The 19,719-nt window shown below is 65.8% G+C and carries 20 protein-coding genes and 1 tRNA gene; 5 read left to right on the top strand and 16 right to left on the bottom strand.

Features of this window, described 5'->3' with window-relative positions:
• Positions 1-13: 13 nt before the first annotated feature.
• Positions 14-1,414: a DNA repair protein RadA gene (radA, locus tag ABC728_RS12950; protein WP_445376564.1), complete on the bottom strand. Its 1,401-nt coding sequence runs from the start codon at positions 1,412-1,414 to the stop codon at positions 14-16.
• Between the two features lie 271 nt (positions 1,415-1,685).
• Between radA and ABC728_RS12945 the strand changes: the two genes are divergently transcribed.
• The gene (locus tag ABC728_RS12945; RefSeq protein WP_416618003.1) at positions 1,686-2,024 is read left to right on the top strand and encodes a hypothetical protein; all 339 of its coding nucleotides are present in this window, start codon (positions 1,686-1,688) and stop codon (positions 2,022-2,024) included.
• 346 nt (positions 2,025-2,370) lie between these two features.
• Here the strand turns inward: ABC728_RS12945 and ABC728_RS12940 are convergent.
• Positions 2,371-2,444 (bottom strand) — tRNA-Gln (locus tag ABC728_RS12940).
• Positions 2,445-2,791: 347 nt separating this feature from the next.
• Here ABC728_RS12940 and ABC728_RS12935 point away from each other — a divergent pair.
• The 3 genes from ABC728_RS12935 (at position 2,792) to ABC728_RS12925 (ending at position 5,972) form a co-directional block, all read left to right on the top strand.
• Positions 2,792-3,754 (top strand): Ppx/GppA phosphatase family protein, encoded by a 963-nt coding sequence (locus ABC728_RS12935; protein WP_416618004.1) that lies wholly within the window; start codon positions 2,792-2,794, stop codon positions 3,752-3,754.
• Between the two features lie 145 nt (positions 3,755-3,899).
• On the top strand, positions 3,900-4,610 hold the full coding sequence (locus tag ABC728_RS12930; RefSeq protein ID WP_416618005.1) for an RlmE family RNA methyltransferase: 711 nt from the start codon (positions 3,900-3,902) through the stop codon (positions 4,608-4,610).
• A gap of 285 nt (positions 4,611-4,895) precedes the next feature.
• Complete coding sequence (locus ABC728_RS12925) at positions 4,896-5,972, top strand: HD-GYP domain-containing protein (RefSeq protein ID WP_445376563.1); 1,077 nt, start codon at positions 4,896-4,898, stop codon at positions 5,970-5,972.
• A 211-nt stretch (positions 5,973-6,183) separates the two neighbouring features.
• Here the strand turns inward: ABC728_RS12925 and ABC728_RS12920 are convergent, their stop codons facing one another.
• Both ABC728_RS12920 and ABC728_RS12915 read right to left on the bottom strand, forming a co-directional pair.
• Positions 6,184-6,699: a DUF2059 domain-containing protein gene (locus ABC728_RS12920; RefSeq protein WP_416618007.1), complete on the bottom strand. Its 516-nt coding sequence runs from the start codon at positions 6,697-6,699 to the stop codon at positions 6,184-6,186.
• Positions 6,700-6,758: 59 nt separating this feature from the next.
• A complete protein-coding gene (locus ABC728_RS12915) occupies positions 6,759-7,856 on the bottom strand; it encodes an ABC transporter substrate-binding protein (RefSeq protein WP_416618008.1) in 1,098 nt (365 codons plus the stop codon).
• A gap of 178 nt (positions 7,857-8,034) precedes the next feature.
• Here ABC728_RS12915 and ABC728_RS12910 point away from each other — a divergent pair, with 178 nt between their 5' ends.
• Complete coding sequence (locus tag ABC728_RS12910) at positions 8,035-9,171, top strand: acyltransferase family protein (protein ID WP_416618009.1); 1,137 nt, start codon at positions 8,035-8,037, stop codon at positions 9,169-9,171.
• Between the two features lie 90 nt (positions 9,172-9,261).
• On the opposite strand, the gene ABC728_RS12905 is transcribed toward ABC728_RS12910, so the two are convergent.
• The 12 genes from ABC728_RS12905 to ABC728_RS12850 all read right to left on the bottom strand — a co-directional run bounded on the left by ABC728_RS12905 (position 9,262) and on the right by ABC728_RS12850 (position 19,563).
• Positions 9,262-11,103, bottom strand: coding sequence for a DUF885 domain-containing protein (locus ABC728_RS12905; protein WP_416618010.1), 1,842 nt, complete (start codon positions 11,101-11,103; stop codon positions 9,262-9,264).
• A 293-nt stretch (positions 11,104-11,396) separates the two neighbouring features.
• Positions 11,397-11,759 (bottom strand): hypothetical protein, encoded by a 363-nt coding sequence (locus tag ABC728_RS12900; RefSeq protein ID WP_416618011.1) that lies wholly within the window; start codon positions 11,757-11,759, stop codon positions 11,397-11,399.
• Between the two features lie 120 nt (positions 11,760-11,879).
• On the bottom strand, positions 11,880-12,698 hold the full coding sequence (locus ABC728_RS12895; RefSeq protein WP_416618012.1) for a ferritin-like domain-containing protein: 819 nt from the start codon (positions 12,696-12,698) through the stop codon (positions 11,880-11,882).
• Between the two features lie 92 nt (positions 12,699-12,790).
• Positions 12,791-13,135 carry a HesB/IscA family protein gene (locus tag ABC728_RS12890; protein ID WP_416618013.1) on the bottom strand — a complete coding sequence of 115 codons (345 nt, stop codon included), beginning with the start codon at positions 13,133-13,135 and terminating at the stop codon, positions 12,791-12,793.
• An 11-nt stretch (positions 13,136-13,146) separates the two neighbouring features.
• Positions 13,147-13,536 carry an SUF system Fe-S cluster assembly protein gene (locus tag ABC728_RS12885; protein WP_416618014.1) on the bottom strand — a complete coding sequence of 130 codons (390 nt, stop codon included), beginning with the start codon at positions 13,534-13,536 and terminating at the stop codon, positions 13,147-13,149.
• 15 nt (positions 13,537-13,551) lie between these two features.
• Positions 13,552-14,034 (bottom strand): Fe-S cluster assembly sulfur transfer protein SufU, encoded by a 483-nt coding sequence (sufU, locus tag ABC728_RS12880; RefSeq protein ID WP_416618015.1) that lies wholly within the window; start codon positions 14,032-14,034, stop codon positions 13,552-13,554.
• Between the two features lie 65 nt (positions 14,035-14,099).
• Positions 14,100-15,368, bottom strand: a complete 1,269-nt coding sequence (locus ABC728_RS12875) for a cysteine desulfurase (protein ID WP_445376562.1) — start codon at positions 15,366-15,368, stop codon at positions 14,100-14,102.
• A complete protein-coding gene (locus tag ABC728_RS12870) occupies positions 15,368-16,261 on the bottom strand; it encodes a GNAT family N-acetyltransferase (protein ID WP_416618017.1) in 894 nt (297 codons plus the stop codon). The genes ABC728_RS12875 and ABC728_RS12870 overlap by 1 nt, the downstream gene beginning before the upstream one ends.
• Positions 16,262-16,264: 3 nt before the next feature.
• A complete protein-coding gene (gene sufD, locus ABC728_RS12865; protein ID WP_416618018.1) occupies positions 16,265-17,524 on the bottom strand; it encodes a Fe-S cluster assembly protein SufD in 1,260 nt (419 codons plus the stop codon).
• 3 nt (positions 17,525-17,527) lie between these two features.
• A complete protein-coding gene (locus ABC728_RS12860) occupies positions 17,528-18,415 on the bottom strand; it encodes a GNAT family N-acetyltransferase (RefSeq protein WP_416618019.1) in 888 nt (295 codons plus the stop codon).
• Positions 18,416-18,433: 18 nt separating this feature from the next.
• The gene (sufC, locus tag ABC728_RS12855) at positions 18,434-19,192 is read right to left on the bottom strand and encodes a Fe-S cluster assembly ATPase SufC (protein WP_416618020.1); all 759 of its coding nucleotides are present in this window, start codon (positions 19,190-19,192) and stop codon (positions 18,434-18,436) included.
• 86 nt (positions 19,193-19,278) lie between these two features.
• Complete coding sequence (locus ABC728_RS12850) at positions 19,279-19,563, bottom strand: GIY-YIG nuclease family protein (RefSeq protein WP_416618021.1); 285 nt, start codon at positions 19,561-19,563, stop codon at positions 19,279-19,281.
• Positions 19,564-19,719: the final 156 nt, after the last annotated feature.

Raw genomic sequence — 19,719 nt, 5'->3', positions numbered from 1 at the left:
GACGGCTTCCCCCTCAATCCCGGCCGCGCGGCGGACGGGGCGGCGCATCCGCCTGGAACAATGGCAGCAGGTCGGACAAATGGTCCAGTTCGACGCGCCGCAGCCCGTCGGCCGAACCACCACCGCGCGCGCGGCGCGGCTGCGGCATCAGGGCGCGGTTGAAGCCCAGCTTGGCGGCTTCCTTCAGCCGCTGGTCGGTCTGGCTGACGGCCCTGATCTCCCCTGACAGCCCGATTTCCCCGAACACCACGGCGTCGGCCGGCACGGGTTCCCCCGTCAGGCTGCTGATCAGCGCCGCGGCCACGGCCAGGTCGGCCGCCGGTTCGGAAACCTTCAGCCCGCCGGCCACCGACAGATAGACGTCGTTGGCCCCGATGGCCACGCCGCAGCGCGCCTCCAGCACGGCCAGCACCATGGCCAGGCGCGACGTGTCCCAGCCCACCACGGCCCGGCGCGGTGTGCCCAGCGGGGACGGCGCGACCAGGGCCTGGACCTCCACCAGCACGGGGCGCGTACCCTCCAGCCCGGCGAAGACGGCGGTGCCCGTGATATCGCGGCGGCGGTCGGCCAGGAACAGTTCGGACGGGTTGGGGACCTCCACCAGCCCGTCCTCCCCCATCTCGAACACCCCGATCTCGTCGGTCGGGCCGAAACGGTTCTTCACGGCGCGCAGGATGCGGAACTGGTGCCCCCGTTCCCCTTCGAAATAAAGCACGGTGTCGACCATGTGTTCCAGCACGCGGGGCCCGGCGATCTGCCCGTCCTTGGTGACATGGCCGACGATCAGCAGGGTGATGCCCCGGCGCTTGGCCACGCGGATCAGTTCGGCCGCGCAGGACCGGACCTGGGCCACGGTGCCCGGCGCGCTGTCCAGCGTGTCGATATACATGGTCTGGATCGAATTGATGACGGCGACCTGCGGTCCGTCGGGGGCTTCCAGGCTGGCCACGATGTCGCGGACATTGTTGGCCGATGCCAGTTGCACGGGCGCGTTGGCCAGCCCCAGACGGGCGGCACGCATGCGCACCTGATCCACCGCCTCTTCCCCGCTGATATAGGCGCAGCGCGTTTCCTGTGCCAGGCAGCAGGTGACCTGCAGCAGCAAGGTGGACTTGCCGATGCCGGGATCGCCGCCGACCAGCAGGGCCGAGCCATTGACCAGCCCGCCGCCGCATACACGGTCGAATTCCTGGATGTGGGTCATGCGGCGGGGCGCATCCTTGGACACGCCGGAAAGGGCCACGAACTCTATGCGCCGCCCGCTGCCGGATTTGCCCAGCCCCTTGGGCATGGCATCGGCGGCCTGCTCCTCCACCAGCGTGTTCCATTCCCCGCAGGCATCGCATTTACCCGACCATTTGGGGTAATACGCCCCGCAATTCTGGCAGACATATCGGCTGGTGGCGCGGGCCAAGGTCGTGCAGGCTCCAGGGGTCGGGGGACGCGCCTTATATAGACGCATCATGCTGCCAAGGGGAGCCCTTCATAACACGGATGCAACATGCGCAAGGGCTGGCCGTAAGGGCTATCCCGTCGGGGGGCGGCAGGGCCGGCCCGGGGGGCGCATACGATACGTTCGATCAGATAAGCGAATGGATAGCTTGCCTGTTCATGTGGCAATGGTCAGGTTTGAAACATGCGGTCATGCTTGATCCGCGCGTTCACAATGCAAGGACCTCCCCGCCATGGGCCAAGTCATCCCCTTTCCCCGCCCGCAGGGCGCGACACGGGTTGCCGCCCTGGCCAACAGTCTGGTTGCCACCAATGCGGCACTGCCCCAATTGCTCTCGGTCATGGGGGATGTGGGGCGTTCCACGGAGGCGCTGTGCCGGTCCTTCCAGGACAGCCTGCTGCAATTGAGCGCATCGTTCGATGAGGCATTGATGCTGAATGCCGCCCATCGCCGCCTGCAACGGGCGACGCAGGACGCCATGGAACTGGCCGCCACCGATCCGGAAAAGGCGGCCTTGAGGCTGGCCGAACTGCGCGCCGATTACGCCCGCATCAATTGCCAGGGTTCCTGACGGACGGCAGGGAACGGGGCTGTTCACCTTATACTATTTTGCGGTGACCAGAACCTATAGGTTCTGGTCACCGTCCTCAATTGCCGGCGCCAACATTCGTTGGCTTGGCTGCGCCGCACGAGCGGCGCGGCGGCGGCCGCCGCCGGACCAACTGGCGATGAGTTCTACTCATCGCCAGTTGGTATTACCTCACCTCACCGCGCCCCTGGGCGCAACAGGTCACCTCACCTCACCGCGGAGGCGCCAGGCCGCGTCGGCTGGCGATGCATGCAAGGATCGGCCTGTAAGGCTATCCGTCCGGATGCCGGCCTTGTATCAGCAGGAAATATGCGATCTCGGGAAGAGGTGGCTGGGGGACTAGGATTCGAACCTAGACTGGCGGAGTCAGAGTCCGCTGTCCTACCGTTAGACGATCCCCCATCCGAACCGGCGTCCGGTGCCGCACTTGGCGACCCGCCGTCGGGGTGGGCGGGCTTATAGCACCGGGTTTCGGGGTTGTGAACCCCTTATCTTCACAAAAAACGCACGGGTCGTCCGCCGGGTGGCGGGGCTGCCCACGGGGTGGCCAGTCCGCCAGCCGGGCGGGCAGGCCTGCTTGAACGGTGCTTGCGGGCTGTCGGTCTTCAGTTACGATGGCACGACGGTTTCAACATGGCAGATGTCGCTGGGATTTGGCAGTCGTGGAAGGTGGTGTTGCAGACAGGGGCGGCTCTGACCGCTGTGGGCCGCCGGCGTCGGAGCCGGCGACAGCCGGTTGTCGCTCGCCCGTGCTGGCGGCACTGGATCTGGGCACCAACAATTGCCGCCTGCTGATCGCGAAGCCGGCGCGTGAGGGGTTCCGTGTCATCGACGCCTTTTCCCGCATCGTCCGTCTGGGCGAGGGGCTGTCGCGCAGCGACCGGCTGTGCGACGACGCGATGGCCCGCACGGTCCAGGCGCTGAAGGTCTGCCGGTCCAAGATGGAACGCCGCGGGGTCAGCCACCTGCGCGCCGTCGGGACGGAGGCCTGCCGCCGCGCCGGCAATTGCGACGAGTTCCTGAGCCGTGTGGAGGGGGAGACCGGTCTGAGGATCGAGATCATCAGCACGCGGGAGGAGGCGCGGCTGGCACTGGCCGGCGTGGCTCCGCTGCTGGATGCCAGGATCCCCAACGCCCTGGTCTTCGATATCGGCGGTGGTTCCACCGAGCTGATCTGGATCGAACTGGTGCGCGGTCGCCCGCGCGTCATCGATCAGATATCGGTGCCGCTGGGCGTCGTCAACCTGACGGAGACTTATGGCGGCGACCGCGTCTGTCCCCTGGATTACCGGCGCATGATGGACAGGGTGGGGGCCGGACTGGGCGATTTCGACGAGCGTAACGGCATCGCCCGCGCTGTGGCGGAAGGGCGGGTGCAGATGCTGGGCGCCTCGGGCACCGTCACGACGCTGGCCGGCATTCAGATGGGTCTGGAACGCTATGACAGGTCGCGGGTGGATGGCGCCTTCCTGGATCGCGACAAGGCGCGCAGCATCTCCGACACGCTGCTGGGGCTGGATTACATGGGCCGGGCCGGCCAGCCCTGCGTCGGTCGCGACCGGGCCGATCTGGTGATTGCCGGCTGCGCCATCCTGGATGCCATCTGGCGCCAATGGCCGGTGCCGCAATTGCGCATCGCCGACCGTGGCGTGCGTGAAGGCATCCTGTGCGAACTGGCCGCCGCCGCCCGCCGTCGGCGGGGCCGGGGCTAGCGGTTTCGGATGACCGGAAACGGTGCCGGCGCCTGGTGAAGGGCAGGGTAGGGCTGGGTTGCGGCCCTACCCCCTTGTGCCGGGGGGCGTTCGGGGGAATGCTACCTGCCTGATCCTTCATTTCCGTTCCGATGGCGCCTGTCCCATGAGCAAATCCTCCGGCAACATTCCCACCGGCCGCGGCCAGTCCGTCCGCGTGAAGACCGCCAAGCGCCGGTCGGTGTCATCGGCGCGCTGGCTGGAACGGCAACTGAACGACCCCTATGTCGCCGAAGCCCGCAAGCGCGGCCTGCGCAGCCGCGCGGCGTTCAAGCTGCTGCAGCTTGACGAGAAGTTCGGCCTGCTGAAGCGCGGGCAGCGCATCGTCGATCTGGGCGCCGCGCCCGGCGGCTGGACACAGGTGGCGGTCGACAAGTCGAAGTCCGACCAGGGTGGCACCGGCCAGGTGGTCGGGCTGGATTTGCTGGAGATGGAGCCCGTGCCCGGCGCCACCACCTTCCAGATGGATTTCACGACCGACGAGGCGCCGGCCCGGCTGAAATCCCTATTGAACGGCCCGGCCGATATCGTGATGTCGGACATGGCGGCCAACACGACGGGCCACACCCAGACCGATCATCTGCGCATCATGGGTCTGGCCGAAATGGCCTATCAGTTCGCGACCGAAGTGCTGGCGCCCGGCGGGCATTTCATCTGCAAACTGTTCCAGGGCGGGGCGGAGCGTGAATTGCTGGCCCGCATGAAGCAGGACTTTGCCAGCGTCCGCCATGCGAAGCCGGCCGCCAGCCGACAGGACAGCAGCGAGACCTATCTGGTCGCCATGGGTTTCCGTGGTGCAACCCCGCCGCAGGCCTGACGCCGGGCGCGATTGCGCAAGGTTGGTTTCCATTCTGGCAAAAGTAATGCCGCGCCGATCGCGTCATATCCGGAAGGGCCGGGGCGGGGTGGTATTTCCATAGGTGTAGTACAACCCGTTTGAAGGGCTGATCCAACTGAGATAAATTGTTGGCTTGGCGGCTCCAGTAAGGGGAGCCCGCTCCATTTGAGCGGGTGTGGTTCGTCCGGTGACAGGACGAATCCGACTTCAATTCTCGGGAAAGGGGATATTTGGTCGCCACTTGCGCAAACCGTGGGGCTTGGAATGCAGATGGCTATCAATATACCCGATGAAATATCGCTTAGTTCGGCACGGCTTCTGGTCATAGATGATATGCAGGTCAGCGTTGATCTGCTGATCTGTATTCTTCGCCGGGCCGGGCTGGCGCATATATCCGCGACAACTGATCCGCTGGAAGGGCTCAATTTGTGCCTTGTTTCGCCGCCGGATCTTGTGTTGCTGGATTATTGCATGCCGGGCCTGGACGGCCCGGCCTTCATCGAGGCGATGAACCAGGCCCTGGGCGATGATGCCCCGCCCGTGCTGATCATCACGGCCCATGATGCCGGCAATATGCGCCGCCGCGCGCTGGAAACCGGTGCCATCGATTATGTCACCAAGCCCTTCACCGACTGGGAAATACTGACCCGTGCCCGCAACCTGTTGCGGCTGAACATGCTGTATCGCAGCCAGCGTTCGCTTTCCCGCTTCCTGGAGGAGCAGGTACGGGCGCGCACGGCCGAACTGGAGCATACGCGCGCGGAGATCATCCATCGCCTGTGCAATGCGGGGGAGTTCCGGGACGAGGATACGGGCCGGCATGTGGCACGGATCGGACAATTATCGGCCCGGCTGGCGGCCCTGGCCGGGCTTGACGACGGGTTCGTGCAGCGGCTGGGGGCCGCGGCCCCGCTGCATGACATCGGCAAGATCGGCATTCCGGACAGGGTCCTTTTGAAGCCGGGCAAGCTTGATCCCGCAGAATGGAACGTGATGCGCAGCCACTGCGCCCTGGGCGCGCAAATCCTGGCGGGCAGCGGCCTGCCGCTGCTGGACCTGGCGTCGGAGATCGCACTCAGCCATCACGAAAAATGGGATGGGGGCGGCTATCCGCGCGGACTGTCGGGCACCGATATCCCGCTGTCGGGCCGGATCGTCGCCGTTTGCGACGTGTTCGACGCGCTGCTGTCGCACCGGCCTTACAAACAGCCCTGGTCCATGGATCGTGCGCTGGCCTATATCGGAGAGGTGGCGGGCAGTCACCTGGACCCCGACATCGCACAGCTTTTCCTGGACAACCGGGAGGAGATGATCGGCATCCGGCTGGACATGGCGGACTGATACCAACGTGCGATGAGTAGAATTCATCGCACGTTGGTCCGGCGGCGACTGCCACAGCACCGCTCGTGCGGCGTCGCCGGCGCCAACGAATGTTGGCGCCGGCAATTGAAGGCGGTGATTAGAACCAATAAGTTCTAATCACCGCAAAATAATATGATTCCGGTCCCGGTGCCGGCGGCGTGGGGATCGGCCGCGATCACCGCCGCCTGTGTCAAAGCGGTTGCGGCAGCGCCAGGCCACGCGCCTTGGCGGCTTCGACGAACCTGCCGGCCGCACGTTCCCCCACGCCCTGGCCCCAGACCTGTCCGATGGCCATCGACTGCTGGGTGATCATCGGCAGTGACTGGACAAGCTTGGAGCCGGTTGGCGTCCTGTAGAAGCGGATGATATCGTCCAGTTCGGCCATCGTGAATTGGGTGGCATAGATGCCGGCCAGTCCCCGGATCAGATCGGGCAGGGCGGCCTTGGCCTCCGGCACGAAATATTCCTGCAGCAGCGACCGGATTTCCCCCGCGTGGCCCGGATTGCGATCGATCATCTGCTGTTCCATTTCGTGGAGCATGGCGACGATCAACTGTTCCCCGATATTGGCGGCACCGGAAACCCTCAGCAGTTCGGCAGCCTTTTCCTGGCGGGCGGCCGGCTGTTCGGCGTTGCCGGCAAGGCTTGCGGGTGCCAGCAGCAAAAGCCCGGCAAGGATGGCGGGAAAGGTCTTGCGGATCGGCACGGGTTCCTCGGAGGCTGGGGGGAGGGATGGCTGGGGGGAGGGATGATGGTGCGGCCGCGTCAGACTGCCAGCACGGAGGTGACCTGCAGGTCGTATGCCCCGCGCCGCTGCCGCAGGCGGGAAAAGTCGATCCGGCTCCAGCCGTCATCACCGAAGCGGGCCAGATAGCGGTCGGCCCCCTGCCGGTCCAGCGGGGCCAGGGACAGACGCTGTTCAGCCCCGCCGGCGGCCGCGAAATCACGGCCATCGGCATGGTCGCGCAGCCAGGCCAGGGCCCAGGCACCAAGCAGGAAGTGGCCACCCATAGATAGCGCGATCCGCCCCGCCGCCACCTCTCTCAGTGCATCGGTCTGCCAGTTCATGCCGACCAGCGCCAGATCGATGCCGGTCTTGAAGCCCAGTTCCGCGGCACCGTCCAGGGCACCCAGCGCCATATCGTCATTGGCGCACCAGATACCCTCTGTCTGCGGCTGACGGCGCAGCAGGGAAATGACGCGGCTGCGCGCCTGTTCCCGGCTCCAGTTCAAGGAGACATGGTCCAGCACGACCGCATTGCCGTCCGCGGCCACGGCGAGGCGCAGCCCGTCCGACCGTTCCTGACCGGCCGGTGTGGCGGCCGGCCCGGCGATCGCCAGCAGCGGAACGGCATCCGTCCGCTCCGGCCGGCGCAGGCGGCGGCATTCGGACAGAAGCCCCCGGGCCATGGCAGCCCCCGCCGCCATATTGTCGGCGACCAGACTGCCCAGCAGCAAGGGGGAACGTTCCCGCGGGCGGCCCAGGATGGCAATGTCATCCGCCGCCAGCCCGCTGAAGACCAGCAGGCAGGGTGTGCCGGCCTCCATCGCTGCATTCGCCAGGGGGACGGCTGTGCGGTGTTCATTGACGATGGCCAGATAATCCAGCCCCTGGTCGATCAGTTCCCGCCCCTGAACAATGATCCGCTGCCGGTCGCGTTCACCCCGGCGAACCACCAGATCGATATCGAAATGATCGGCGGCCGTCCGCATCAGCCGGTCCGCCATCTGCCAGAATCCGTCCGTGGTGCGGCCGGGATTGACGAACCCCACGCGCAGGCGCCGGGCCCGCGCCTGCGATGGCAGGGTCAGGCCAGCAAGGGAACCGGTCAGCAACTGACGACGTGAAGGTCGAAAAGGCACGGGGGTGAAGCCCCTATTAGGTGTGGGCAGGTAAAGATCATACCCTGTTTGGCGTCGGAACTGCAAAGGGGTGTCGCATCTTCCGCCCTGGTTCCTTTGCATACGAAGTCATGTTGCGTATGAATTTTTTGCCCTCCCTAATGAAATGGAAAAAGTTTCTTATAAGGCAGGGGGGAATATGATTGCGCCTGTGGACCGGCGGTTCGACCGTCCGGAGCTGGATGTGTTGCGCTTCCTGGCTTTTGTCGGTGTCTTCGCCTTTCACTATATCGATTACGCGCCATTCGACCGTGATGCCCATCCGGTCTTCATGGCTTTTTGCACCATCGGTGCCTTTGGCGTTTCGGTATTTTTCCTGTTGTCGGCCTATCTGATCACCGAACTGCTTTACCGGGAACGTCAGGCGGCCGGGCGGGTCGATGTGAAGCGGTTCTTCATCCGCCGCAGCCTGCGGATATGGCCGCTTTACTTTGCGACCCTGTTCGGGCTGCTGGCGTTGGGGCAGGTGGTGCCCAAGGTGGCGCCGGACACCTGGCCGGCGGTGCTGACCTTCCTCACCTTCACCGGCAACTGGTACGTCATGGATCAGGGCTGGATCGCCGGGTCGTTCGACCCGCTATGGAGCATTTCGGTCGAGGAGCAGTTCTATATCCTGGTACCTTTCGCCATCGCGCTGTTGACGCGCCGGTGGGTCGTGGGCATCTGCCTGGGGATCATCGGCCTATCCTATGCCACCATCCTGCATTATGCGATGCACCCGGTTGCCGGGGACAACGGGATGTGGACCAACAGTCTGGTGCAGTTTCAGTTCTTCGCCGCCGGCACGCTGCTGTCCATCGGGCTGCGCGGGCGGGTGCCGGATTGGGGGATCGCGCGACGGTCCGGCCTGTTCGCGGCCGGGCTGGGGTGCTGGCTGTGGGCGCTGTGGGGGTTTGGCGTCAAAAGCTGGGATGCGCATCCCACGCCCGCCGGTGCGCTTGCCGGCTGGGCGCTGGTGCTGCTGGGGGCGGTGCTGTTCTTCCTGGCCCTGCTGGGTATGGACCGGCGGCTGGCCCCGCCCTGGCTCACCTACTGGGGCCGGGTGTCCTATGGGCTTTACCTGTTTCATTCACTGGTCATGTATCTGACCTTCGGGTTGCTGCTGGGCTGGTTCGGCACGCCGGCGCTGCTATCGGGGGAACCGGGCGGGCCGGCCCTGTGGGCGGGCACGGCGCTGTCGCTGCTCGTGCTGTTCACCCTGGCCCATCTTTCCTACCGCTATTTCGAAAGTCCGTTCCTGCGGCTGAAACAGCGTTACGCCATCGTCCGGCGATGAAGGGACGGGGTGGGGCGGCTCTCACCCCCCACCCCGTCCGCCTGGTATCAAGCCCGTCGATCGCCGGTGCCCGCCCATGGGTCCGGGGCGTCAGGCCGCGTTCCGGCGGCCCTCGATCCAGCCATCCACCACTTCTTCCAGGATGGGCAGGGTGACGGCCCCGTTCATCAGCACGGTGTCGTGGAAGCCGCGGATGTCGAACCGGTCCCCCAGGGCGGCCCGCGCCTTCTCCCGCAATTCCAGGATCTTGTTCATGCCGATCTTGTAGCCCAGCGCCTGACCCGGCCAGACGAAATAGCGGTCGATCTCGTTGGCATTGTCGGCCAGCGGGTTGGCCGTGTTCTCGCCCATCCAGGCCACGGCCTGCTCGCGCGTCCATTGCTTGGCGTGAATACCCGTATCGACGACCAGCCGCCCGGCGCGGAACAGTTCCGACACGATGCGGCCCGCCTCGTTCAGGGGAGATTTGTAGAAGCCGTAATCCTTGGCCATGCGCTCGGTATACATGGCCCACCCCTCCCCATAGGCCGTGTCCCAGGCATATTTGCGGAAGGTGGGCAGGCCCTGGGTCTCCTGCGCGATGGCGATCTGCATGTGATGGCCCGGCAGCGCTTCGTGGAAGCACAGCGCCTGCAGGTCGTGGCGTGTCTGCACCGACATGTCCGACAGGTTGGCATAGAACACGCCGGGCCGGGCGCCGTCGGGGGATGAGGGTTCATAGAAGGCGCTGGGCGTCGCATTCTCGCGATAGGCCTCCACGGGCTTCACCACGACCCTGGCCTTGGGAAGCGCGCCGAAGAATTCCGGCAGCCGGGCGCCCATCTCCTCGATATAGGCGGTGGCAGTGGCCAGATATTCCTGCCGTCCCTCCGCGCTGTCGGGGAAGCGGATGGACGGTTCGGTACGCAGGTGCTGGAAGAAATCCTGCACGCTGCCCGCAAAATCCATCGCCGCCATGGCTTCCCGCAGTTCCGCATGCAGGCGGGCCGTCTCCGACAGGCCGATGGCGTGGATCTCGTCTGCGGTCAGGTCCAGACCCGTATGGACCATGATCTGCGTGCGATAGAAATCCGCCCCGTCCGGCAGGGACCAGACGCCGTTGCTGTCCTTCTGCCGGTCGGCCATCTCGGCCACGGTGGCCAGGAAGCGCTGATAGGCGGGCAGCAGGCTGTCCGTCATGGCCCTGGTGCCGGCCCGGATGATGGCCTGCTTTTCCGCGGTGGGGATGGACAGCTTGCCCACCTTCTCCTTCAGATCGGCCAGCAGCGGGTTGTCCTTGCCGGCGCTCGCCTCGAATGGCGCACCGGCGATGACATTGCGGGCCGATTCCGTGATGCGGCCGAAGCAGAAGGCGGGGGGCAGCACGCCCTTGCCGGCCTGCCGGCGCATGTTCTCGCCGGCAATATCCATCACCTGTCCGGCCCCTTCCAGCCGGCGGACATAGTCCCTGGCATCCGCGGCACTGTTCACGGCGTGATAGCCGATCAGGAAGGATGGAATCTCGGTATGCGCACCGCCCAGATGGCTGACGGCATAGAGATGATGGCGCCAGCGGTAGAAATCGAGCTGGCGGCGCAACGCCTGGCCGAACAGCTTGTGGCTGACCTGCGCCGTGGGCGACAGTGCTTCCAGGTCAAAGGCGGACAGGCCCTGCAACTGTTCCGCCGCGATGCGCAGGCTCAATTGCTGGAAACCCTCGTCGGGCAGGGTCCAGCGGTCATGCGGACCGGGCAGCCCCATGCGCGTCCGCTGTTCGGGGCTGCGGGCCAGGTCCTCCTGCCAGCATTTCTCCAGATATTCGTTCAGCGCCTTGTCGGCCGGTCCGTCCTGGCCCGCCATCGCAAGCCGGGGGATCACGCCCTCCAGCGCAACGGCGGTGGCGGACAGGGCAAACAGGCCGGTAACGGCGGCACGGCGGGTAACGCTGGGCATGATGGCTCCGGTTCGGACGGGCGGGAATACCGGGCGCATCCTACCCTGTCCCGCCGCGCGGCCAACAGAACCATTGTAACCCGCCTGTAATACCAACGTGCGATGAGTAGAACGCATCGCACGTTGGTCCGGCGGCGACTGCCACAGCACCGCTCGTGCGGCGTCGCCCGCGCTAACGAATGTTGGCGCCGGTAATTGAGGGCGGTGACCAGAACCAATAGGTTCTGGTCACCGCAAAATAGTATAACGGGTGGGCCGGACATGCGGCCCGGCAGGTCCGGCCGGCCCCGGTTTCAATCCCGGCTGGGGCGGCCCTGCACGCTGTCACTGCTGGGGCTGCGCATAACGCTTTTGCCACTGTCCGGATTGGGGGTGTCGGTCATGCGGTCCGCGCGGCGGTTCGGGCCGCCGGGCGTGCCATAGATCTTGTGCAGCCGGTCGAATTCCTGGCGGTGATGTTCCCAGCTTTCCTGGAAGCCTGGCTCCCCGTCGCGGCGGCCGCGAACGATGATCTCGTCTTCCATCTGCTGCTGTTGCTGTGCCTTGGCGGGTGCCGGCGGTTCAGGGTTCTGCTGTGCCTTCACGGCAAGCGCTGTCATCAACGCGAACAGCGTGGCGCAAACCAGCACCAGACCCACTTCCAGCATCATCCGCATCAATCACCCCTGCATCCCGCGATACCATGCGCAGGATGCCACAGGCAGGTCAAGATGAACATAGTTCATTGGACATAGGGAGCGATCATACCAACTTGCGATGAGTAGAACTCACCGCCCTCAATTGCCGGCCAGCGGCTCGTACCAGTCCGATGGCAGGCCCGCCAGCTCGCGTGACAGACCGTTGAAGGGGCGCTTCAGTTCACCCTTGAAATGGGTGCGCACCAGTTGCTGCCACCAGGGGCCGGCCTCCTGCCCCAGGCATTGCGCGGCTACCTGGAACCAGCGGCGGCCTGTGGCGACGTGGCCGACCTCGTCGCGCAGGATGATGCGCAGGACCTCCACGCTTTCCGCATCGCCGGCCTTGGTCAGGCTGTCGATGATGGCGGGTGTGACGTCCAGGCCGCGGGCCTCCAGCACCATGGGCACGACCGCCAGCCGGGCGGCCAGATCGTGCGCCGTGGCCTCTGACGCCTGCCACAGCCCGTCATGGGCCGGCAGGTCGCCATAGGCCGCCCCCAGACTGGCCAGGCGGTCGGCGACCAGGGTGAAATGCAACGCCTCCTCGTCCGCCACCCGCAGCCAGTCGGCGTGGAACGAGAGGGGAAGCGGCGAGCCATCCGGCAGGTGCCGGAACCGGGCCAGGATATCCCAGGCCAGGTCGATGGCGTTCAGTTCGATATGGGCGATGGCGTGCAGCAGCGCGACGCGGTTGGCGATGGATTGCCCCCGCCCGCGCTTGGGCATGTCCTTCGGGTGGCGCAGTTCAGGCCTGGCCGGCCGGGCGGGACGAGCGGGCGGCATGCTGCTGCCCGGGCCGGTGATGGAGCCATCCCGCCACGCCGCCGCGAAGGCGCGGGTCAGGCGAGCCTTTTCCCGCGCGTCGGCGGTGGTCAGCACGGAGACGGCGGCGTCGGAAAGGCTGGGGGGAAGGGACATGAAAGGTCGCGAGGATGCTTATCGATGCTTTGAACGCCCACGCACACGGGAAGGGATGAACGGGGAGGCGTGGTGGATCATTGTTGGGGTTCCTACACCGAAAAACTCTCTCCGCATCCACACCGCGCCTTCTCGTTCGGGTTCTTGAAGGTGAAGCCGGACTGGAACTTGTCCTCGGCATAGTCCATTTCGCTGCCGATCAGGAACATGGTGGCGGCGGGGTCGATCAGGATGGTGACGCCCTTATCCTCCACCACCTCCTCGAACTTCTTCTTTTCCTCGGCATATTCCACGAAATAGGACATGCCGGAACAGCCGCGGGTCTTCACGCCCACGCGCAGGCCGACCAGCGGCTTCTCGGACCGGGACATCAGTTCCCTGACCCGTTCGGCGGCGGCGTCGGTCAGGGTCAGGGCCTTGGGCATGGGGCGGGCCATCTGCTCCTCCTTCAGAACATGTTCAGCGCGATGCGGGCTTCGTCGCTCATCCGGGTGGGGTCCCAGGCGGGCTCCCAGACCAGTTCGACATGCACGCTGCTCACGCCATCGACGGCGGCCACGACCTGCTGCACCTGGCCCGGCATCTCGCCGGCCACGGGGCAACCGGGGGCCGTCAGGGTCATGTCGATCTCCACATCGCCATCGCCGTCGATGTCGCAGCGGTAGATCAGCCCCAGTTCATATATATTCACCGGGATCTCGGGATCATAGACGGTGCGCAGCGCCTCGATCACCCTGTCATGCAGCGGGGCGTCGGGGGGCAGCTTCTCGTCGGCCGGAATGTCCACGGGGCTGCCCATGGAAACGTCGGGGGCGATGGGGCGGGTGGTCTGGTTCATGTCTCGTCTCTCCCGTCAGAAGGAGGCATTTTCGGTGGAGGCGGCGGCTTCGCCATGCAGGGCCGCATTCATCGTGTGCCAGGCCAGCGTGGCGCATTTCACCCGCATGGGGAATTCGCGCACGCCCGACAGGACGGCCAGCTTGTCGGTGGCATCCTCGTCCAGGGCGCCATGGTCGCCCTGCTCATCCTCGTCCTTGGTACACATGTCATGGAAATAGCCGAACAGCGCCTCGGCCTCCTTGACGGGCTTGCCGCGCAGGATCTCCGTCATCAGGCTGGCGCTCGCCTGGCTGATGGCACAGCCGCGCCCATCGAACCGCAGGTCCTGGATGATGCCGGCATCATCCACCGTCAGATAGATGGCGATCTTGTCCCCGCACATCGGGTTGTCACCCCGGGCCGTGCGGTTGAAGGCATCGGGCTTGCCGAAGTTCCGCGGGTTCTTCCCGTGGTCCAGGATCACTTCCTGATAAAGATCACGCAAATCATCGAACATTGCTTACCCCGTCAATTCCCACAGGGCGCCGGACCGGTGCCCGCCGCCCTGTGGAAGGCCCGCTGTCACCCGAAGAACGCCTTGCAGGCCTGGACCGCCTCGACCAGCGCATCCACCTCGGCCTCTGTATTATATAGGCCGAAACTGGCGCGGGCGGTGGCCCCGACCCCGAACCTGTCCATCAGCGGTTCCGCACAGTGCCGGCCCACCCGTACCGCCACCCCGCCGCGATCCAGCAGGGTGCCGATATCATGGGGGTGGATGGCGTCCATGGTGAAGCTGATGATGGCCGCCTTGTCCGGGGCCGTGCCGATGATGCGCAGCCCTTCCACCTCCGACAGCCTGTGCGTGGCATAGGCCAGCAGGCGCTGTTCATGCGCCTGGATGGCGTCCATGCCAAGTGCGGTGACATAGTCGATGGCGGCCCCCAGCCCGATCCCTTCCACGATGGCCGGCGTTCCGGCCTCGAACCGGTACGGTGCTTCGCGATAGGTCGTCTTCTCGAAACTGACCGCGCTGATCATGTCGCCGCCGCCCTGCCAGGGCGGCATGGCGTCCAGAAGCTCCTTGCGGCCATAGAGAACGCCGATGCCGGTCGGGCCATAGAGCTTGTGGCCCGTGAAGATGTAGAAATCGGCGTCGATGGCGGTGACGTCCACCGGCTGATGCACGGCGGCCTGGCTGCCGTCGAAGGCGACCAGGATGCCCTTGGCATGGGCCAGCCTGGCGATGCGGGCCGCCGGGTTGACCGTGCCCAGCACGTTGCTGGCATGGGTGATGGAGACCAGCTTCACCTCCGGCGTCAGCATGGCCTCATAGGCATCCATGTCCAGGCTGCCATCATCCAGCACCGGCACGACCTTGATGTCGATGCCGATCCGGTCGCGCAGCAATTGCCAGGGCACGATATTGGCATGGTGCTCCATCCAGGAGATGACCACCGCGTCACCCGCCTTCAGGAATTTGCCGCCCCAGCTCTGGGCCAGCAGGTTGAAGGCTTCCGTCGCGTTGCGGGTGAAAACGATGTTCTCGCGCGAGGGGGCGTTCAGGAAGGCGGCGACCTTGTCGCGCGTGGCCTCGTACAGGTCGGTGGAACGCTGGGACAGGAAATGCACGCCGCGATGCACATTGGCGTAATCATTTTCCAGCAGGTGCGACATGGCATCGATCACCTGGCGCGGTTTCTGCGCGCTGGCGCCATTGTCCAGATAGACCAGGGGCTTGCCGGGGCGGCCCTTCTTTTCATGCACCAGCCGCGTCAGGATCGGGAAATCCTGGCGGATGCGCATGACGTCATAGGGGGCGTTGCCGATCGTCCTGGTCTGCTCACTCATCATTCATCCCCGATGGCCCGCCGCAACCAGTCGCGGCCATGGCCCAAAAGATAGTCATCGACCCGCAGATGGCGGGCATATCCGTGACGGCGGAAAAAGTCCGGCTGCTGATAGTCCATCGGCATCACCGTGGACCAGCGGCAGCCCGCCTGCACCCCCGCCTGTTCCAGTGCCGCCAGCAATCGCCGGCCGATCCCCTGTCCCCGCCATGCCGGCAGCACCAGCAGGTCGACCAGCGTCAGATAGGCGCCGTCCACCACGGCCAGCCCGGCCCCGACCCGCGCCCCGGCCGCATCCGTGATCTCCACCGCCGTCTCGGTATAGGGATCGGGAATGGTCAGATACCAATGCGCGTCCAGCCCGTTCTCCACGGTGCGCACATCGGCATCGTCGGCGGCTTCGGCCCGGTGCAGGTATAGGCCCGCCGGCAGCGGCAGGGCAGGGGCGGGGGCCAGCGTCTCCTTGCGGAAATAGTGCCGGTCGTGCCCCCAGGTGAAGTCGGTGAACACGCCTTGGGCGGCAAAGCCGTAGCGTGGATAGAAATCCGGTCCCTGGAAACCCATGGTGGACAGGTAGAGCCGCGCCGCGCCGGCCGTCACGGCGGCGTTTTCCGCCGCGCGCAGCAGGGCGACACCCACCCCGCGTCCACGCCATGGCGCATCCACCCACAGCACGTGGATATAGGCGTCGCGGCCATAGAACCACAGCACGATGCCGCCCTGGATGGCCCCGCCCGCGTCGCGTGCGAACAGGGCCAGGGTCTGGCGCTCCACGCCCAGCGCCGCGCGCTCCGCCGTCATGGCCTGCCCGTGCAGCCAGCCGATCACCGCCCCGTCCGCCGGATGGCGAGGGGTCAGCGTCAGCGTGGCGTTGCGGGACGGGCCGTCGGACATGCCTCAGCGCCTTCCCATCCAGCTTTCGGCCCGGCCACGGAAATGGGCGCGGATATCTTCGTCGATGATCTCGTCCAGCGCTTCGTCCAGAAAGGCACCGATCAGCAGCACGCGGGCCGCGTCGCGCGGGATGCCGCGGGCCCGCAGATAGAACATCTGGTCCTCGTCCAGCTCGCCCGCCGTGGCGCCATGGCTGCATTTCACGTCGTCGGCATAGATCTCAAGCTCGGGCTTGGAATTGATCTCGGCATTGTCCGACAGCAGCAGCGCGCGGTTCAACTGATAGCCGTCGGTCTTCTGCGCATCGGGGCGCACGACGATCTTGCCCTGGAACACGGCGCGGGCATTGCCGTCGATCACGCCTTTCACGACCTCGCGGCTGGTGCAGCTGGGTCTGGCATGGTCGATCAGGGTGGTGATGTCGCTGACCTGATTGCCGCCGATGGCATAGGCGCCGGACACCCGCGCCTCGATCCCCGTCCCGTCCAGCACCTGCCGGGCCTCATGCCGGGCCAGGCGCGCACCCAGGTTCAGCACGAACGTGTCATAGACCGCGTCCTGTGCCAGATGGGTGGCGATGTTGGCCAGATGCCAGGCATCCAGGCTTTCGGCCTGCAGCTTGTAATGATGCAGGCGGGCGCCGGCCCCCACCTTCACATCGGCGGCGATGTTGCTGACATAGGGGCCGGCATTGGCGCCGACATGGTGTTCCACCACGGTGGCCTCGGCCCCGTCGGCGATGTCGATCAGGATGCGCGGGTTCCACAGCGCCGCCTTGTCCCCCGCACTGGCGGCGATGAAGACCAGTTCGACGGGTCTGTCCAGCTTCACCGCCGGTCCGATACGCAGGGCGGCCCCATCCGACGGCAGGGCGCTATTCAGCGCGCGGAACGGGTCGTCGCCCGTTGCGGGGGCGGCGGTGCCGGCGGCAAGCGGTTCCAGCACCGCGCCGTCGGGCAGGCCATCGGTGCGCGACAGGTCGGCCCGGAACTGACCGGCCACGAAGACCAGTCGCGGACCGGGCCGGTCCAGCGCCGTGGGAATGGCATCCACCGCCACCGATGCGGCATCGGGCGCCGGGCCCAGGATCAGCTTGTCCAGCCCGCGCAGGTTGGTGAATTTCCAGGCTTCCACCCGGGTGGTTGGCAGGCCCGCCTTGGCGAACCGGTCCAGCCCCTCGCCGCGCACACCGTCCAGGGCGGGGGCAAGCGCCACCACCTGTTCCACGAAACCCTTGGCGGTCTGGTTCTGTTCGTCGCGCATCGTCTAAAGCTTCATGTCAAAGAAGTTCATGTTCAGGCCCGGCACGTCATATTCGGCATAGCCGAAGCGCCGGAACCCATGCAGCGGATAGAAGGTCGGGGCCTGGCAATCCATCGTCTCCACCGCGGCCCGCGTGCAGCCCATCCGCCGTCCCTCGTCCAGGGCGGCGGCCAGCATGGCAAAGCCCGTGCCGGTGCCGCGCAGCCCTTCCTCCACCCACACCATGTCGACCATGAAGTCGGTTCCCACGGCATAGCAAAGGGCGGCCCCGCGCGGGGCGTTGTTGGTGCGGTCGCGGACATAGGCTGCCACCAGCCGGACGGGGGCACCCAGCAGTCCCTGACGGCGGGCATCGGTGATGCGCCATATCTCCTGCGACAGCGGCCGGGGCGGCGGCTCGTGGATGGCCAGCGCCAGGCCCGGCGGCATGTCCCGCCCCCCACCGTCGCGCGCGGCCAGCCGCTTTTCCAGCACCGTGAAGGCCCCGCCGCTTATATGGTCCGCGATCACCTGCCGCAACCCGAAGCCGGCGGCCAGATAGGGGGCCGTATCGTCATGGGCGCGGACCACCATGATCAGCCGGTCCACGTCGCGGCGCAGCAGCTCCGCCTCCGTGCGGGCCAGCAGGGTGGAGATGGCCGGCGCCGCTTCAACCCCCGGCGCCGCCCAGGCGCCCCAGAAGCAATAGGCATCGCGGCCCCACAGCGTCAGCGAGAGACCGGCCTGCGGCGTGCCCTTCTCCTGATCGCTGGCAACCAGCACGAAACGGCCGGCGGCCGGCGGCAGGTTGGCGGCGTTGTAGGCCATCAGCCCGTTCAGCACGATCTCGGCGTCGGGCGCCGTGAGCGGCACGTCATGTTCGATGCTGATGCGGATATCGGGGGAGACCATGGCCGCGGGCCCTTCGTCCTAAGCCGCCTCGGTCACGCCGAATTCGGCATAACCCTTGGCTTCCAGCTCCAGGGCCAGTTCCTTGCCGCCCGTCTTCTGGATGCGGCCATGGGCCAGCACATGCACCACATCGGGCACGATATAGTCCAGCAGGCGCTGGTAATGCGTGATGACCAGCATGCCGCGGCCGGGGCCGCGCAGCTTGTTCACGCCCTCGGCCACGATCTTCAGCGCGTCGATGTCCAGGCCGCTGTCGGTTTCGTCCAGAATGGCCAGCTTGGGCTGCAGCACGGCCATCTGAAGCGCTTCGTTGCGCTTCTTCTCACCCCCGGAGAAGCCGACATTGACGGCGCGCTTGATCATCTCGTCCGTCATCGACAGATCCTTGGCCTTGGCCCGGATCAGCTTCAGGAACTGCATCGCGTCCAGCGGGCTCTCGCCGCGCGTCTTGCGCACGGCGTTCAGCGCCTCCTTCAGGAAGGTGGTGTTCGAGACGCCGGGAATTTCCACCGGATACTGGAAGGCCAGGAACAGGCCGGCGGCGGCCCGCTCCTCGATCTCCATGGACAGCAGATCGCGGCCGTCGAAGGTCACGGACCCTTCGGTGATCTCGTATCCCTCACGGCCCGCCAGCACATAGGACAGCGTGCTCTTGCCCGACCCGTTGGGGCCCATGATGGCATGCACCTCCCCCGGATTGATGGTCAGATCGATCCCTTTCAGGATCGCCTTGCCATCGACAGCGGCATGCAGGTTCTTGATTTCGATCAGGGACATCGCCTTACACCCATTCCTTAGGGGACCTTGGTCCCAATCCTTCCTCTGCTGTCATTCCAGCGAAAGCGGGATTGACAGTGACGCTGCTAAAGCAGCGTCGAACTCAAATCCTTCCACTCCGGATTGGAGGCTTCGATCAACTCCAGCTTCCAGTCGCGGTTCCATTTCTTCATCTGCTTTTCCCGAAAGATCGCATCATCTATCCGGTCGAAAAGCTCGTAATGGACCAGTGTTTTCACACCATACTGCTTGGAGAAGCCGTCCACCAATCCTTCCCGGTGTTCGTAAATCCGCCGTCCGATGTCGCTTGTCACCCCGATATAAAGGGTACCGTTGCGCTGACTGGCGAGGATGTAGACGTAACCGGGCACACCCCTTCCTTTCCGCTTCCATCCTTCTCCACCGTCATCCCCGCGAAAGCGGGGATCCAGCGTAGCGGCGTCAGCCGCGATAGGACTCATATCGGCGCCAACCGCGCCTCACACTGGATTCCCGCTTTCGCGGGAATGACGGTAGTGAGAGTGGGC

It is taken from the genome of Niveispirillum fermenti (assembly GCF_052474395.1).
Note: the sequence above shows the minus strand (reverse complement) of the source record. Positions and strands in the feature narration are given on the sequence as shown.